The sequence below is a fragment of the Paenalcaligenes sp. Me131 genome (genome assembly GCF_050487225.1).
In the GTDB taxonomy this organism is placed as follows: Bacteria; Pseudomonadota; Gammaproteobacteria; order Burkholderiales; family Burkholderiaceae_B; genus Paenalcaligenes.
The window spans coordinates 199,080-215,752 of the sequence record NZ_JBKQGY010000001.1 but is presented as its reverse complement, the minus strand read 5'-3'; the positions used below and the strand labels follow the sequence as shown (position 1 = coordinate 215,752).

At 51.0% G+C, this 16,673-nt stretch carries 15 protein-coding genes; 5 read left to right on the top strand and 10 right to left on the bottom strand.

The window, feature by feature from the left end; genetic code table 11:
- Nucleotides 1–101 precede the first annotated feature (101 nt).
- From ACLPHM_RS01050 to ACLPHM_RS01010, 9 genes are all read right to left on the bottom strand, one after another.
- Nucleotides 102–629: a DUF6985 domain-containing protein gene (locus ACLPHM_RS01050; protein WP_430219430.1), complete on the bottom strand. Its 528-nt coding sequence runs from the start codon at nt 627–629 to the stop codon at nt 102–104.
- An 81-nt stretch (nt 630–710) separates the two neighbouring features.
- Entirely contained in the window at nt 711–1,109 is a 399-nt protein-coding gene (locus ACLPHM_RS01045; RefSeq protein ID WP_430219429.1) for a hypothetical protein, read from the bottom strand.
- Nucleotides 1,110–1,645: 536 nt separating this feature from the next.
- On the bottom strand, nt 1,646–2,431 hold the full coding sequence (gene trmD / locus ACLPHM_RS01040; protein ID WP_430219428.1) for a tRNA (guanosine(37)-N1)-methyltransferase TrmD: 786 nt from the start codon (nt 2,429–2,431) through the stop codon (nt 1,646–1,648).
- A 48-nt stretch (nt 2,432–2,479) separates the two neighbouring features.
- Nucleotides 2,480–3,091, bottom strand: a complete 612-nt coding sequence (rimM, locus tag ACLPHM_RS01035) for a ribosome maturation factor RimM (RefSeq protein WP_430219427.1) — start codon at nt 3,089–3,091, stop codon at nt 2,480–2,482.
- A gap of 36 nt (nt 3,092–3,127) precedes the next feature.
- Nucleotides 3,128–3,388: a 30S ribosomal protein S16 gene (gene rpsP / locus ACLPHM_RS01030; protein ID WP_135862012.1), complete on the bottom strand. Its 261-nt coding sequence runs from the start codon at nt 3,386–3,388 to the stop codon at nt 3,128–3,130.
- Between the two features lie 129 nt (nt 3,389–3,517).
- Entirely contained in the window at nt 3,518–3,763 is a 246-nt protein-coding gene (locus ACLPHM_RS01025; protein WP_430219426.1) for a sulfurtransferase TusA family protein, read from the bottom strand.
- Nucleotides 3,760–6,378: an alanine--tRNA ligase gene (gene alaS / locus ACLPHM_RS01020; protein WP_430219425.1), complete on the bottom strand. Its 2,619-nt coding sequence runs from the start codon at nt 6,376–6,378 to the stop codon at nt 3,760–3,762. The genes ACLPHM_RS01025 and alaS overlap by 4 nt, the downstream gene beginning before the upstream one ends.
- Before the next feature lie 156 nt (nt 6,379–6,534).
- Nucleotides 6,535–7,464 carry an allantoinase PuuE gene (gene puuE, locus ACLPHM_RS01015; protein WP_430219424.1) on the bottom strand — a complete coding sequence of 310 codons (930 nt, stop codon included), beginning with the start codon at nt 7,462–7,464 and terminating at the stop codon, nt 6,535–6,537.
- Between the two features lie 16 nt (nt 7,465–7,480).
- On the bottom strand, nt 7,481–8,242 hold the full coding sequence (locus tag ACLPHM_RS01010) for a GntR family transcriptional regulator (protein ID WP_430219423.1): 762 nt from the start codon (nt 8,240–8,242) through the stop codon (nt 7,481–7,483).
- 195 nt (nt 8,243–8,437) lie between these two features.
- On the opposite strand from ACLPHM_RS01010, the gene uraH reads away from it, so the two are divergent.
- The 5 genes from uraH (at nt 8,438) to ACLPHM_RS00985 (ending at nt 15,479) form a co-directional block, all read left to right on the top strand.
- Nucleotides 8,438–8,791, top strand: coding sequence for a hydroxyisourate hydrolase (uraH, locus tag ACLPHM_RS01005; RefSeq protein ID WP_430219422.1), 354 nt, complete (start codon nt 8,438–8,440; stop codon nt 8,789–8,791).
- Nucleotides 8,792–8,840: 49 nt separating this feature from the next.
- On the top strand, nt 8,841–10,061 hold the full coding sequence (locus ACLPHM_RS01000; protein WP_430219421.1) for a urate hydroxylase PuuD: 1,221 nt from the start codon (nt 8,841–8,843) through the stop codon (nt 10,059–10,061).
- 262 nt (nt 10,062–10,323) lie between these two features.
- Nucleotides 10,324–11,316: an AraC-like ligand-binding domain-containing protein gene (locus ACLPHM_RS00995; protein WP_430219420.1), complete on the top strand. Its 993-nt coding sequence runs from the start codon at nt 10,324–10,326 to the stop codon at nt 11,314–11,316.
- A gap of 141 nt (nt 11,317–11,457) precedes the next feature.
- A complete protein-coding gene (locus ACLPHM_RS00990; RefSeq protein ID WP_430219419.1) occupies nt 11,458–13,479 on the top strand; it encodes a hydantoinase/oxoprolinase family protein in 2,022 nt (673 codons plus the stop codon).
- Between the two features lie 14 nt (nt 13,480–13,493).
- Nucleotides 13,494–15,479: a hydantoinase B/oxoprolinase family protein gene (locus ACLPHM_RS00985; RefSeq protein ID WP_430219418.1), complete on the top strand. Its 1,986-nt coding sequence runs from the start codon at nt 13,494–13,496 to the stop codon at nt 15,477–15,479.
- 141 nt (nt 15,480–15,620) lie between these two features.
- On the opposite strand, the gene cysM is transcribed toward ACLPHM_RS00985, so the two are convergent.
- Nucleotides 15,621–16,529 carry a cysteine synthase CysM gene (gene cysM / locus ACLPHM_RS00980; RefSeq protein WP_135862998.1) on the bottom strand — a complete coding sequence of 303 codons (909 nt, stop codon included), beginning with the start codon at nt 16,527–16,529 and terminating at the stop codon, nt 15,621–15,623.
- Between the last annotated feature and the right edge of the window lie 144 nt (nt 16,530–16,673).

The following is a 16,673-nucleotide window of genomic DNA, read 5'->3' as shown; positions in this document are numbered from 1 at the left end:
TAACCAAGGGAGTTTTTCTTTAACTCAAGCACTGAGCCAGCATTCACATTCGCCCACCACGGGTAGGCCAGCAACCCAAAGACCGGAGACAGCGATACCGCTTATCGGTGCGACCTATAGATCACACCCTCAAGGCTATCATCAGCATAGGCGCTGACATTGGTTAAATGCCCATCATATGGCCCCAGCTTAGTCACAGTTAATCCCTGCTTAAAGACTATCTGCAAACCGTGCTCTACCTCCCAGTCGCAGCCGCATTCCACCGAGACATACAAGGCGTCGTCACCACAATCGTTACGGGACACCATAGGCTCCGATCCAAACCACACCCGCTGCCACAACTCCTCAGCCGTAGCTATAGGCTCATTACCCTCTTCTAGCCAATACTCCTCATAATCTTTGTAGTAGCTAAAAAGTGCTTCATCTGCTTCGCGCAATACATCAGGACTGACCGAAAGGAAGTTGACTATCACCGCATGAAAATCCTCTTTGCGTTCATCTTCATCGTAGCCTGCAAGAACAATCTCGCACTCATCCCCACCCAACACCGGAACCACCACAGGATCACTGTAATACCAGCCGGTATCCTCATCTTTTTCCACTACACCCAAACCTGGGACATTCATCATCACCATCCATTCGCAATAAACACCAAACACACCACAACGCTAGCCCCAGCAAACCATTTTCAGCCTAGCACGTGGGAGCAATTAAGCCGTGAAATAGAGGTGATGAGCACCCTCTTTTTTGCTTAAATCAATCAAGGCTGTCACTACAGGAATTAACCCAGCAGGATCGCACTGCAACTCTTCGGTAGCCGCCCACTCTTTTGCCAGCACAGGAATATCTGCAGCTCCCTTCGCCGCCAACACCTGCACAAAACGCGCTGGCAATTCAAACACCTCAGAATCCTCTACCTCATCCATAGGTAAGATTTCGTGCAAATCGAAGTCAAACTCTTCATTTGCCGCAATGGAGAACAAAATACTGATATCCAAGTCGGTAAGGCCAGCGAATTCATACATCCCCGTAACCGTTGCCTGCTCGCCCTTAGCATGAGCAATAGCTTCTTGGCGGGAGGAAATAAAGAGGGAGTTTGGTAACGACATAAGCATCTCTAGAATCAGGAAAGTAATGCGATAGATTCTAACCAAAAACAAGCTAGCGCCAGTGTAAAAGTACTTGTTGGGCGCAGCAGTGGCTATAAACACTAACCGCACATACCCGCTATCAACGCCTATCTGCCGTAGCCTAAGGCTGCGAAAGTATTTTTTAATTTGTACACCAAATAAAAAAACACTTTCATCCGCCTTCTGCCCGTCGCATGCCACGGTTTTTAGTGTGGTTACTGTTGAAAGAGGTGCGTATTTCTGTCGTAGAAACACGAGAGAGAGAGAGAGAGAGAGAGAGAGAGAGAGAGAGTGTGTGTGTGTGTGACGTTGCAACTACCAACCTCCAACGACTGTAAGCCCCCCCTTACAAGTAGGAAGCACAGTTACGTAAGAGCGGGAAGTGAACCCATCAGAATCAGCAGCACCGGAGGAGGCGGAGGAAAACTTTTTTGATTTGGTGTCTCAAATCAAAAATCTTTCCGAAACTTCCCCAGCATGAGCGATGAATACAACACCAGCACAAAAGCCAGGACTCAACCCTCAAATGGAGGCACTGCCCCCAGCGTCGCCAAAAACGCCAAATCCTTCTTGGTAAGCGCCCCATTCTTCCACGCTGCCAGCAGCAAATCCGGGCGGTTCTGCAGACTTAGACGCAGCGACTGCTCTCTACGCCATTGCTCTATATGTTTATGATTACCTGAGAGCAATACATCGGGCACAACTACACCCTCATAGTTTTCAGGGCGTGTGTAATGTGGGCTATCTAGCAAACCATCCAAAGAAGGATGGAAGGAATCTTGCATTGCCGATTGCTCGTCGTTGAGCACACCGGGTAGCAGTCGCACCACGCTATCCATCATGACAGCCGCAGCCAGCTCACCGCCGGACAACACAAAGTCACCAAGGGAGTATTGGTGCGTGACGCATTTATCAATGAAACGCTGATCTATGCCCTCGTAGCGGCCACACACAAAGATAGCCCCCTGCCCTGCATCAGCGATTTCTTGCGCATGGCGCTGCTGAAACACCTCACCAATGGGGCTCAGTAAGATCACTGGAGCCTGTTGTGGCTCACCCTGCTCGTGACGTGCCGTATGCACGCCCGCCAGCGCCGCCTCTAATGGCGCAGCCATCATCACCATACCCGGACCACCACCATAAGGACGATCATCCACTGTACGGTGTGTGTCGTGCGTAAAGTCGCGAGGATTCCAGGTATGCAACTGCCACGCCCCTTTTTTATGGGCGCGCCCATTCACACCACTATCTAATAGCGATGTAAACATTTCTGGGAATATGGTCAGTACATCAAAGCGCATGTTTATCCCTAACGGGCCAGACAGTCAGAGCACCTGCCACCAGCAGGTTTAGAATCCAACTGGCCAGTTGCTATCTAACCGTTTAGCGGCCAAATCAACTGTGTGCACACACTCTTTGACAAAAGGTACCAGAATAGTCTGTCGCTTTCCTTTAGCAGAAAGCACAGGTGTAAACTGCTGAGCATCATCTAAACTGCCCTGCTCGACTTCCAGTACTGCATGAGCACCGTTATCTAGCACTTGCACCACACGACCCAAAAAGGCTGATTGACCACCCTCTTCTTCGCCATATAGCAGGCAATCTATAAGATCCACCCAATAGAATTCTTCTTCGTCGGCAGCGGGGAAATCAGCACGTGATACCCATACCGTATGCGCTTTTAGCGGCTCGGATTGATTACGGTCATCGAAGCCTTTAAAAAGCGCGACTACCGTACCGCTATGCCATTTTGCTTGTTGCACCGTAAAAGGTGTATAGGACGCAGAAACGCCTGCGCCTCCGCCGTGAGCAGGAGAAACAGGCGTTTTCAGCCACCACCGTTTTGCGGTAAGCAAGGTATCGCCATCTACAGCATAAGGTTGGATTTTCACCCAGCCTCGCACACCATAAGCAGATACTACTCGACCCAGCTCAACTAGATCATCAGGAATAACTGACATTGCGTAGGCTATAGATGGATACCAGCGACAGTTTGATTAAACTGCGCTGCTAACGGTTTTAGCGTATTCTTTAACCAGACGGCTAACGGAAGGCGACAATTGTGCACCGTTTGTTGTCCAGTATTCGATACGATCCAATTGCAGGCGCAGGTTTTCCTGACCTTCACCACCGACGGGGTTGTAGAAGCCCAGACGCTCAATAAAGCGGCCGTCGCGGCGATCGCTACGATTGGCGGCTACTACGGTATAAAACGGACGCTTTTTGGAGCCACCACGGGCCAAGCGAATTACCACCATTGATAATTCCTTTTTCTGTTAGTAAAAGTGTAAAACAAAAGAGTTTATCATCATACGGACCCAAACGATACGTTTGGCCGCAAAAAACAATTATAAACCCAACCAAAAACAACATCCAGCGCTTTGTGATCAGCGCCGCTGTAAATAATGCACCAACGTTTCCCCAGCTTCCTCTTGTTTAAGCAAGAGGTTGCCAGTTTGTGTTGCAAAAGCCTGAAAATCAGTCAGTGCATGGGTATCCGTAGTGATGACTTTTAAAACTTCACCACTTTGAATTTGTGCTAATGCCTTTTTTGCCCGCAGTATAGGCAGCGGGCATTTCAGGCCGGAAGCGTCTACCTCTAGGGCTACGCTTCCTATTTCCTGGCTACTCATAACTTCGCTTCCACCCAGGCTTGCACCGAAGCCAGAGCTTGCGGCAAAGCGGCTATATCAGAGCCGCCACCCATCGCCATATCAGGACGACCGCCACCTTTACCACCCACCTGCTGGGCGATATGACCAACAACATCACCAGCCTTAACGGTAGCGCTCAGCGCTTTCGTTACACCGGCAACCAAGCTGATCTTGCCATCTTCGCTGGTGCTCAATACCACCACCGCAGATTGCAGCTTGTCTTTCAGTTGGTCTACCAAGTTACGCAGCGACTTAGCTTCAACACCCGGCAGGTCAGCCACCAGCAGTTTTACACCGTCCGCTAGTTCTACCGCTTGTTGTGCCAAGTCCTGACCAGCCGAGCTAGCCAACTTATCTTTCAACTGATCACGTTCACGCTCTACATCTTTAAGCTGCGATTGCAACGATGTAATACGTGTAGTGATGTCTTCAGGGGTACTACGCAAGGCTGCTGAAGCTTGGCTCAACAAACCATTAATGCCTTGTACCCACGCCAACGAATTTAAACCAGTGATGGCTTCAACACGGCGTACACCAGCCGCCACACCGCTTTCTGAAACGATTTTGAACAAGCCAATGTCGCCAGTGCGAGATACGTGCGTACCACCGCACAGCTCTCTGGAGAAACCAATGTCTAATACGCGCACTTCGTCGCCGTATTTTTCACCGAACAGTGCCATCGCACCGCCTTCTACAGCGTCATCAAAGGCCATCAATTGCGCAGCAACTGGACTATTCTGCAGAACCTCGCGGTTCACGATAGCTTCAACCGCAGCGATTTGCTCAGCCGTCATGGCAGCATCGTGTGCGAAGTCAAAACGTGTTTTTTGTGCATCAACCAGCGAACCACGCTGCTGCACATGACCACCCAGCACTTCGCGCAGGGCTTTGTGCATCAAGTGCGTAGCCGAGTGATTGCGAATCGTTGCTTCGCGTTTCGCTACATCTACTTGTGCGTGCAAGCTGTTACCCACACGCAACTCACCACTTTCCAGCACACCTTGGTGACCGAAAACTTGGGATTGAATTTTCTGCGTATCGTGTACAACGAAGTGGCTTTCAGCGTTGTGCAACACACCCGTATCGCCAACCTGACCACCGGACTCTGCATAAAACGGTGTGGTATCCAAAACCACCACAGCTTGCTGACCCGCTTTCACGGACTCAACCGACAAGCCATCCACGTACAGCGCTAAGACCTTAGCTTGGGTTTGCAGGTGATCATAGCCCTCAAACTGAGTTGCTGCACCATCGTAAACCAGCTCAGCGGCTGCTTTAAATTTACCTGCTGCACGCGCTTGCTCGCGCTGACGTTGCATCGCGACCTCAAAACCTTCTTGATCTACGTCTACTTCGCGTTCGCGACAAATATCCGCCGTAAGGTCTACCGGGAAGCCGTAGGTGTCGTACAGCGTGAACAAGGTTTGTCCATCCAAGACTTTGCTGTCGCCCAACTGCTGCAACGCACCTTCCAGAATTTTCAGGCCGTGTTCCAGTGTTTCACCAAAACGCTCTTCTTCTTGTTTAAGCACTTGCTCTATACGCGCTTGCTGAGCAACCAGTTCAGGATAGGCCACGCCCATTTGCGCAACCAAATCACCCACCAGTTTGTAGAAGAATGGACGTGTTTGGCCCAGTTTATGACCATGACGCAAAGCGCGGCGAATAATACGACGCAGCACGTAACCACGGCCTTCGTTGCCGGGGATCACACCATCCACAATCAAGAAACTGCAGGCACGAATGTGATCAGCAATCACTTTCAGTGAGTTGTTACCTAAATCTGCACACCCCGTTTCACGGGATGCACCAGCGATCAAGGCTTGAAACAAATCGATGTCGTAGTTGGAGTGTACGTGCTGTAGCACAGCAGCAATACGCTCCAAACCCATACCAGTATCTACACATGGGCTAGGCAGCGGATGCATCACGCCATCGGCGGAGCGATCAAACTGCATGAACACCAAGTTCCAGACTTCGATATAACGATCACCGTCTTCTTCTGGGGACCCTGGAGGCCCACCCCATACTTCTGGACCGTGATCGAAGAAAATTTCTGAACAGGGACCACATGGACCTGTGTCAGCCATTTGCCAGAAGTTATCTGACGCGTAGCGTGCGCCTTTGTTATCACCGATACGAATAATACGTTCGGCAGGCACACCTACTTCATTTTGCCAGATGCCATAGGCTTCATCGTCTTCGTGGTACACCGTGACCCACAATTTCTCAGCGGGCAAACCATAGACGGATGTTAGTAATTCCCATGCATTCAGGATTGCATCGCGTTTGAAGTAGTCACCGAAGCTGAAGTTACCCAACATTTCAAAGAATGTGTGGTGACGAGCCGTATAGCCTACGTTTTCCAAGTCATTATGTTTGCCGCCCGCGCGCACACAGCGCTGCGAGGAGACCGCACGCTTATAAGGCCGCGTTTCCTTACCGGTAAATACGTCCTTGAACTGAACCATACCTGCGTTCGTAAACAGCAGCGTAGGGTCGTTTCCAGGGACCAGTGAGGAAGACGGCACGACCTGATGGCCCCGCCCCTCAAAAAATGAGAGAAACTTCTGGCGAATTTCGGATGTCTTCATTGATCGCTACAAAAAAATACAGTTAACCACTCATTATAAGTAAGAGCACGCACTACGCCTAACAAATGCGGGAAAGATGTGGGGTTCTCACCGCAAAGCGGCGCTCACTAAACACCGTGAGCGCCGCCATAAATATACAGCTAAGCCGTATTAACGTTAGGCTTTATAAGGATGTGTTTGCACCCAATGACGAGCAATCTCTTCGCGTGTTGCCACCCACACACGATCATGTTTTTGCACGTGATCCAAGAAACGTTGCAAACCACGGAAGCGTGATGGACGACCAATCAGTCGGCAGTGCAAGCCTATGGAGAGCATTTTTGGTGTCTCTTCACCTTCTTCGTACAACACATCAAAGGCATCACGCAGGAAATGGAAGAAGTCATCACCAGTATTAAAACCCTGCGGCGTTGCAAAGCGCATATCGTTAGTATCTAAGGTATACGGCACGATCAACTGAGGATGAATACTACCGTCTTGCAGACGCACTTCGTCCCAGAAAGGCAGATCATCGCCATAGTTGTCAGAGTCGTACAAGAACTGACCTTCCTCGGCCACCAAACGACGTGTGTTAGGGCTATCGCGACCGGTATACCAACCTGCAGGGTGTTTACCGGTGAGCTGAGTGATGATTTCCACGCAACGCTGCATGTGCTCGCGTTCTAGCGCCTCAGGTTTGTCTTGGTAGTGAATCCAACGGTAGCCGTGACACGCGATCTCGTGACCTGCATCCACAAAAGCCTGTGCTACTTCAGGGTGGCGCTCTAACGCCATACCCACCCCAAAAATCGTCATGGGCATACCACGACGCTCAAACTCTTTAAGAATGCGCCATACCCCAGCACGGGAACCGTACTCGTAAATGGACTCCATGGACTTATGACGATCAGGGTAGGCTGCCGCCCCCACAATTTCCGATAAAAACTGCTCCGAAGCTGGATCGCCGTGCAACACGCAGTTTTCGCCCCCCTCTTCGTAATTCAGCACAAATTGCACCGCAATGCGTGCTTTACCCGGCCAGTTTGCATGGGGCACATCGCGTCCATAGCCGCGTAAATCGCGAGGGTATTCGGAAGTCATGGTCATTTACTGTCTCCAAGTTTTATAAACGTGTAGCACCAAATGCCTGCCAAGGATCTTGCTTGGCCGGTGCCTGTTCTTCATTCATACGCTGTTCGCATGCCAATAAGTGATGCTGCATGGCATGCAGCGCCCCCTCTCGGTCGCGCTGACACAGCAGGTTCAAAATCTCTTCGTGCTCAAAGAAAGAGCACGCTTGCTCACCGGGTTTGTCGTGATAGGCAATAATCAACGATGTTCTTGCGCACAACATATGCATCAATTCTGTCAGTACGTCATTGCCCAACAAACGCGCCATTTCCACGTGAAAAGCATTGGATAACCGTATCCAACTAATACGCTGCCCGGCGTTATACGACGACTGCTCTCGTCGCACCATCCCATACAAGCCTTGCAGCTTTTGCTCCAAGTCAGGAAAACGCAGTAGCTTGTCGATAATCAAGCATTCCATGTCACGGCGCAGCTCAAACACCTCACGTGTTTCTTTGGGATCGGGCTGCCACACAAATGCCCCCCTGTTGGTTTCCAAGCTGACAATCTTGTCGTGAGCCAGCTCAGCCAACACCGCACGAATCACTGTACGTGAACAAGAGAAAATCTCACACAGCTTAGCCTCGGTTAATTTCGTACCAGGCAGCAGCCGTCTATCCATCACTGCATCAAAAATTTCATTGTAGATACGCCCCGTTTCCGACTCATGGCGCTTGCCGCCTAAGAGCGAAGAGGCCGAAGGTGCTTCAACATCCACAGCGGGAGTAGAAGGAGTGGATGACAGCTGAAGCATAAAATTTCCCAGTGATTAACCTTGACAATTATTAGAGATGCTTTCAAAATCGTCAACATAAATTGTCGACAATTTATTTTCATGGGGCGGAACCCAGCGCACTGATCCTTGCACCGCTTGCCCCACGGCCGGTTTCCCAAACTGGGCTCGCTGGACTTATATTTTTCTTATATATCCAAAAAAACCGGAGACACCATGGGAAAACTATCTACCCACGTACTGGATACGATGCACGGCTGTCCAGCCCAGCACGTCAAAATTGACCTATACCGCCATGAAAACGGCACACGCTCACTGATCAAAAGCGTACAAACAAACAGTGACGGTCGATGTGGCGAACCTCTACTACAGGATCAAGAGGTAGCCAAAGGCCAATACGAATTGGTCTTTCATGCTGGTGACTACTTTGCTGCACGCGGCGTAGCACTCCCCTCCCCTCGTTTTGTAGACCAAGTATCCATTCACTTTGGCATCGCTGAAGACGGTGGCAGCTACCACGTACCGCTGGTCGTGACCCCATGGTCATGGTCCACCTACCGTGGCAGCTAATCCATACCTGCTCTGATACTCAGTAAGCGACAAACAAAGAGAGGTTTACATGGAAGCGTATTTGCTAGATTTCGCCAACCTATTATTGCGTTGGCTGCACGTTATTGCCGCAGTAGCATGGATTGGTGAGTCCATCTACTTTGTGATGCTAGACAACGGTCTACGTCCACCTAAAAGTGAAACTGCTAAGAAAAGCGGTGTGTTTGGAGAAATGTGGGCCGTACACGGCGGCGGTTTCTACCACAGCCAAAAATACCTAACCAGCCCTGCAGAACTACCCTCTGATCTGCACTGGTCATTCTGGAAGTCGTACACCACTTGGCTGTCTGGCTTTGCCCTATTCGCCTTGCTGTACCTGACCAAACCTACGTTCTACTTGGTGAACCCATCCAGTCCGTGGGAATGGGCCGCTAACTTGAGCGGTACAGAAGTAAACATTGTGGCGATCCTGTTCCTGATTGCAGGCTGGGTGGTCTACAACGAACTGTGTAAGCGCATTAGCCCCAACATGGAGCGTGATGGCCTACTGAGTGTTGCCGTTGCCGTCATGATGGTTGTGGTGGCGTACTTAAGCACACATATTTTCTCTGGTCGTGCCGCCTTCCTGATTACAGGTGCTGTAATGGCTACCAGTATGTCTGCCAACGTGTTCTTCTGGATTATCCCAGGGCAACGTCGCATGGTAGCAGCGCTAAAAGCCGGTCAAACCCCTAATCCACTCGATGGCAAGCGCGGTAAACAGCGTTCGGTGCACAACACCTACTTCACGCTGCCTGTGTTGCTGCTGATGCTGAGCAACCACTACTCCTTCACGTACAACAACGAGTACGCGTGGATCATCATGACCCTGTTCATTTTTGCAGGCGCCCTGATCCGTCAGTACTTTGTGTTGATGCATGCTGGCCATAATAAGCCTATGTACCCCATCGCTGGTGTATTGCTGATCTTGGTGATTGTGTGGATTGGTGCTCCTAAATCTCAACCAGCAACAGAAGTAAGCAGTGCAGAAGAAACCATCACTATTGCCCAGGTACAGGACATCATGGAAGCTCGCTGTATTCAGTGCCATGCTGCCACACCTGACAAGCAGTTTGGTTTTGCCGCACCGCCACTGGGTATGCAAATGGATAGCGAAGAGCAAACGCTTTTGCACGCTGCTGACATCAAAAAAGTCGTGTCCAACCAATACATGCCGTTGGGTAACCTGACACAAATGACACCAGAAGAGCGTGATCTTATTGCTCGCTGGGATGCCCAGAACACCCACTAAGCTTTACTCGTTTCACCGTCCCTTTGACCAGCCCACCTCCGTTTGGAGTGGGCTGTTTTTTTTATGTACTTCTGGCACACTACGGCAGCCTTTTTATCTACGCACTTACCCTAGATTGCATATAGCACCATGTTTTTATGCACTGGCACTAAACTCCATAGCTTGTAAGCGCTTGATATGACTCATAGAATGATAAAAAACAAAAAGCAGTTTATGGAGACCCTTAGGCACCATACAGGTAGCCGCCGAACAGGAGGAATTCATGGTGAATATCAGCCATTGCACCACCAATGAAGCACCTCAGAGCCGCAAGCGCTACTGGGAAAAAGTCGTCACGGAAACCTATTTTCCGTTAGCGCTCACGTTCAAAGCGGAATCACGCTTTGCGGGTGCTCTGAACTCATGGGATCTAGGGCTTATTTCCCTATCCAAGTTGGAGTCTGATGGCCTGCTGTATCAACGTAATAGCCAACACCTAGAACAGGCAGAAAGCGAAGAAAGCTATCTGGTCACCATTCCCGACCATGACAGTATCGATTTCAGCCAAAACGGTAGAGATGTAGGCTGTAATCCGGGTAGTTTTATCTTGCAACGCAGCCACCTACCCTACCAATTTAGCTATACCCAACCCAATAGACTATGGGTCATGAAGATCCCCGCCCCCTTATTACGTTCTAAGGTTGGGCTACCCGAACGCTTGGTGTCTCTTGCATTCGATGCTAGCCAAGGGGCTGGCGAACTCATGACTGAAATGGTACGCATGGTCTCCACCAGACTTGACCATATGGATCAAGCTGCGCGCCACACCATAGGCAGTCATTTGGTGGACTTACTGGCCTTAGCCGTACTGGATCACTCCCCCATGCAGTCTGGGCTTACTTCGGTACAAACCGCCCACCTCTACCGTGCTGAAAAGTACATACGCGACCACATACAACAGCCCTTACGCCCTCAAGACATTGCCAGCGCCTGTGGGATTTCACTGCGCTATCTGCACATGCTGTTCCAAATGCGAGGCCAATCCGTCAGCAGTTGGGTACAAGAGCAGCGCTTACTGTTTAGTGATGCCTCTCTGCAGCAGCACGCCCACACCAAGAGCATTGCGGAAATCGCCTATGAGTGGGGCTTCAGTAGTCCCGCTGCATTTAGTCAACTTTATAAAAACCACTTTGGGTTATCGCCTAGCGAAGCACGTAGCCAATACCGTGCGCGCCTCAACCAACATCAGGACCATCACTTTCAGGTAGACCGCTAACACTGGCCTGCCACCTCTGTAGGTAGTCTTACCGCCTCTACACACCGTAGAACGCCTCACACTACCTGCACACCCTACCGAATTTTTTGCCTTGTTTTAACGAGGCAGGGATTTTTGCATGCCAAACATTTGGAGCACACTATGAAAAACACTCGCGTCGCCGTCGATGTAGGCGGTACTTTCACGGATATCTGCGTCATGGATGAACACACCGGACGCATCAGTATTGAAAAAACCTCTTCTACCGTAGACCCCATTGAAGGCATTTTGAATGCCGTTGATAAAAGCAAAGTAGATCTGAACCAAGTATCACTATTTTCCCACGGTACTACGGTAGCGACCAATGCATTAATTACGCGACGCTTACCTCGCACCGCCATGATCTGCACCGAAGGCTTCAGAGACGTCATTGAAATACGTAGAGCGAATAAAGAAGACCTCTGGGATATTTACAAAGATGTAGCCCCACCCCATGTGAAACGCCGCGACCGACTCTGCGTGGCTGAACGTATAGACGCACAAGGCAAAGTCGTGACAGCCTTAGATGTAGAGCAAGCTAAGCAAGTCGCTCGCACCCTACGCCGTCGTGAAGTCAAGGCCGTAGCGATCTGCTTTATGAATGCCTACATGAACCCACAGCACGAACAAGAAATGCGCGACATTCTGCGAGCAGAAATGCCTGACGTCGCGATTTCGTTGTCCTCTGAGGTAATGCCTGAGATTTTTGAGCACGAACGCTTCTCTACCACCGTGATCAATGCTGCCTGCAGTCCAGTGGTGGTGGATTACACCAAACGCTTAGGGCAAGAACTCAAGCACCGTGGCTATGAAAGCGACCTATTATTGCTGCACAGCGGTGGCGGCGTAATGACTACCGAAGCGGTTGAGCACTTTTCTGCACGCTTAGCAGGCTCCGGTATTGCGGCAGGTGCGATTGCCAGTCGCCACATTGCTATGCTGTGTGGGTTTAGAAACTCCATTGGTCTGGATATGGGCGGCACCTCTACCGATGTCTCCCTCGCCTATGACGGCCAATCGCGTATCACCAATGACTGGTTTATCGAGTTTGGCTACCCCATTCGTTTTGCCAGTATTGAAGTACTGACCATTGGTGCGGGTGGTGGTTCACTAGCGTGGCAGGATGAGGCAGGCTCTTTGCGAAATGGCCCACAATCTGCGGGCGCAAACCCCGGCCCGGCCTGCTACGGTAACGGCAACATGCAGCCTACCAACACTGACGCCAACGTCGTACTGGGTAGATTAGGAACGAGGTTGGCAGGTGGCCAAGTCACTCTGAATGCCTCTCTCGCCCATGAAGCCGTTAAACAAGGTGTGGCTGAACCCTTCAAGCTAGAACTGCACGATGCTGCCCAAGCCATTATCGATGTTGCCAACGCCAACATGGCTGACGCGGTACGCCTGCTATCTATTAGCCGAGGCTATGACCCTCGTGACTTTGCGTTGGTATCTTTTGGCGGTGCAGGTGCTCTACACGGCGTAGCCATTGCCCAAGAGCTTTCCATTCCTGCTGTGATTGTGCCGCCAAACCCCGGCGTGGCCTCAGCCCTGGGTTGCCTGCTCGTCAATATTCAACACGACTTTGCTGAAAGCTATATCAAGCAAGCCTCTGAGGTGGATATAGCCGAACTAGAAGCGGCCTTCCAACGCCTAGAAGCAGAAGCCATCTCGCACCTGTCTCACGAAGGCGTACAAGAAGAAAACATGGTGCTGGAGCGCACCATTGACATGATGTATCAAGGCCAATGGCGTTCGCTGGCGATTCCCACACCCCGCCCCGTGAAAACACTGGATAGCTTGATTGAAATCTTCCACCAAGAACACGAACGTGAATACAACTACCGCCGCATGGATGCGCCTGTGAGTGTGTTTCGCCTGAACCTCAAAGCGGTAGGTTTGGTCGCTCAAGCAGAGCTACCGCGCCACGAACCCACTGGTGTCATTCCCACTCCTGCCAGCCATAGAGAAGTGTGGTTCTCCAAATTTGGCGCTTGCCATACCCCTGTGTACGAACGCACCGACTTGCCTGCTGGTTTCACGCTGCAAGGTCCTGCCGTGATCGAACAGTTGGATTCCACCGTCGTCGTGCCACCGCAATGCCGTGCTGACATCGACAACTATCTGAACATCATTATCCGTTTCTAAAAGGCAGAAGAATCATGACTACTGCAACCACATCCACCTCGTTGGACCCCGTCACCTTTGAGGTGTTGAAAAACTCCTTCATTACCAGCGTAGACCAGATGGCAGAGCAAATTCTGCGTACCTGCTACTCGTTTGTGATTTATAACCGGGACTTTTCTAGCGGTCTGCATGACGCGCAAGGAAACTCCGTTGCCCAAGGTAATCAGGACATTGCCGTGCACGTGGGGACCCTGCATTTCACCTGCAAAGCCGTGATTGAAGCCTTTGAAGGCGATATACACCCCGGCGACGTCTACGCCATCAATGACCCTTACGCTGGCGGCACCCACTTTAACGATGTGCGCTTAATACGCCCTATATTCTCAGGTGATACTTTGCTGGGCTTTAGCCAATCTAATGGCCACTGGTCAGACTTAGGCGGTAGCGTACCTGGCTCGTTTGACGTCACCGCCAAAGACATGTTCAAAGAGGGGATGCGCATCACGCCGGTACGCCTCTTTCACAAAGGCGTGTTCTGCCGTGATGTGGCACACCTCATTGCCTCCAATACACGAGATCCTGCCTCTATCATTGGTGATATTCATGCACAATCCCAAGCCACCCAAGTATGCGAACGCGAAATCATACGCTTAAGTGAAAAATACGGCGTAGACACCGTTTTGGAAGGCATGGGCGCTGTACAAGATTACGTGGAACGTGCGGTACGCCAGCGCTTGGCAGCACTACCCGATGGTGAGTGGGAAACACAAGACTTCATCGACAGAGACCCCATCTCTGGTGAAGGCATGATTCCTATTAAGGTGAAACTCACCATCAAGGGCGATCGCGCCACCTACGACTTTACTGGCAGCCACCCTACCATCGGTTCTATTTATAACTCTGCCTTTGGCTCTACCTTCTCGGCTGTCGCCGCTGGGATGAAAACTTTCTTCCCAGATCTGCCCTTGAACAGCGGTTTTTACCGTGTGTTTGATGTGATCGCCCCCGAAGACAGTATTGTGAATGCACGCTGGCCGGTGGCCGTCACGGGCTTCTTGATGCCGTTTGAAAAGATCATGAATGCGATCTACGAAATTTGGTCGCAAATCATGCCAGAACGCGCTACCGCCTGCGCCTTTAACTTGGAATACCTGCTGACTGGCGGTAAAGATGCACGCAGCCCAGACAAGCCCATTTTCATGTTCTACGACTGGCTACCTGGCGGCTGGGGCGGACGCAACGGTAAGGATGGCAGCAACGTCACCACAGCATCGTTTGGGGTAGGCTTAATGTCGCAACCCGTAGAGGGGCAAGAGCGCGCTAACCCCATTCTGACTACTGAGTTCCAAATCCTCACGGACTCAGCTGGCCCGGGGAAATGGCGTGGCGGCGTAGGGGTGCGTAAGACATCCATCATGCAAGATGCAGAAGACCCGGTGATCTCCTACATTTGTGACCGCGAACGTGCCATCGTCTGGGGGATTAATGGCGGCCTGCCCTCTATGCCACACGGCTTAACCCTCAAGCGGGCGGATGCTGCCGAATCCGAGTGGTTGGGCTCCGTGTTTTCCGATGTATCCTTGAGTTCTGGCGATGAATTCAGTCGCCCCACGGCTGGCGGCGGCGGTTTTGGCGATCCGTTAGAGCGCGACCCCAAACTTGTGCTCGAAGATGTCATTGACGAATACGTATCCATTGCTCGTGCTGCCAAAGACTATGGCGTCATCATTGAGGCAGTAGACCCAGAGATTTGTGAATACCGCATTGATGAAGCTGCTACCGTCACACTACGTGAACATATGCGCTCCAGCCGACTGGATTGGATGAGAACCGACCCAGAACACGTCGCAGAATGGTATAGAGCTGGGGATATAGATCAGTTAGATGCGGTGCGACGTTATGGTGTCATTCTGGATTGGGATAAAGGTACGGTACTACCCATTTCCACACAGCAATTCCGCGACATGCTAGAAAAACGCACCGTACAACACTGGATGCACAGCGAAGCGGTTACTGCCTAAGCGCATGGGCTACCGCTTTACTATGCCAATCACGTAGTGCTAAAACCCTGCAGAGTTCAGGCAAAAAAATCCCCCAGTTAAGCGCTGGGGGATTTTTTATATGGTGCAATAAACTACGCCGTAGCAGCAAACGCACAGCACTTAACCGTTAAACACACCTGTAGACAGGTAACGGTCGCCTCTATCGCAAGCAATAAATACGATAGTCGCATTTTCTACCTGAGCAGCCACACGTAGGGCAGCGACCAACGCGCCACCCGTAGAGATACCGGCAAAAATGCCTTCTTGCGATGCCAAGGCACGGGCCGCATCTTCAGCTTCTTTCTGACCAATCAGTTCGTATCTATCTACGCCATCTGCCTCAAAAATAGAAGGCTGGTATTCTTCAGGCCATTTACGAATACCGGGAATGGAAGCGCCTTCTGCAGGCTGAGCCCCCACAATCATCACATCGGGTTTCTGGCGGCGCAGGAAAGAACCCACACCCATGATGGTACCGGTAGTGCCCATAGCACTCACAAAGTGCGTCACACGACCGTTTGTCTGGGCCCAAATTTCAGGGCCAGTGCTATGAATATGCGCCTGAGGGTTATCGTCGTTAGAAAACTGATCCAACACAATGCCCTTGCCTTCGGCTTGCATTTTCAGTGCCAAATCACGCGCATACTCCATACCGCCAGCAGATGCAGGGGTCAGAATAAGCTCTGCACCGTATGCCGCCATAGAGGCTCTACGCTCTACAGACAGGTTATCAGGCATGATCAAGATCATTTTGTAACCACGAACCGCCGCGATCATGGCCAACGCAATACCGGTATTGCCACTGGTGGCTTCGATCAAGGTATCACCGGGTTTAATCTGGCCACGCTCTTCGGCACGACGAATCATGGAACTCGCAGCACGGTCTTTTACCGAACCGGCTGGATTATTACCTTCCAACTTGGCAAGAATCACATTCCCACGCTCTGTGGTCAGTTCTGGATGCAGGCGTTGCAAGCGCACCAGGGGAGTTGAGCCAATGGTATCTTCAATAGTCGGATAAGCAGTCATAGTCTAAGTATCAGCAAAATCAAATAAGGGGTGCCCATCACCTACACAGTTTTCGTGGCTGGGCTGGCAACACTTCTTTGTATCATGACCATTTTGAATGCTATACCAAGGTTCTGTCTACTCTATTACGGAATATCTACTGAT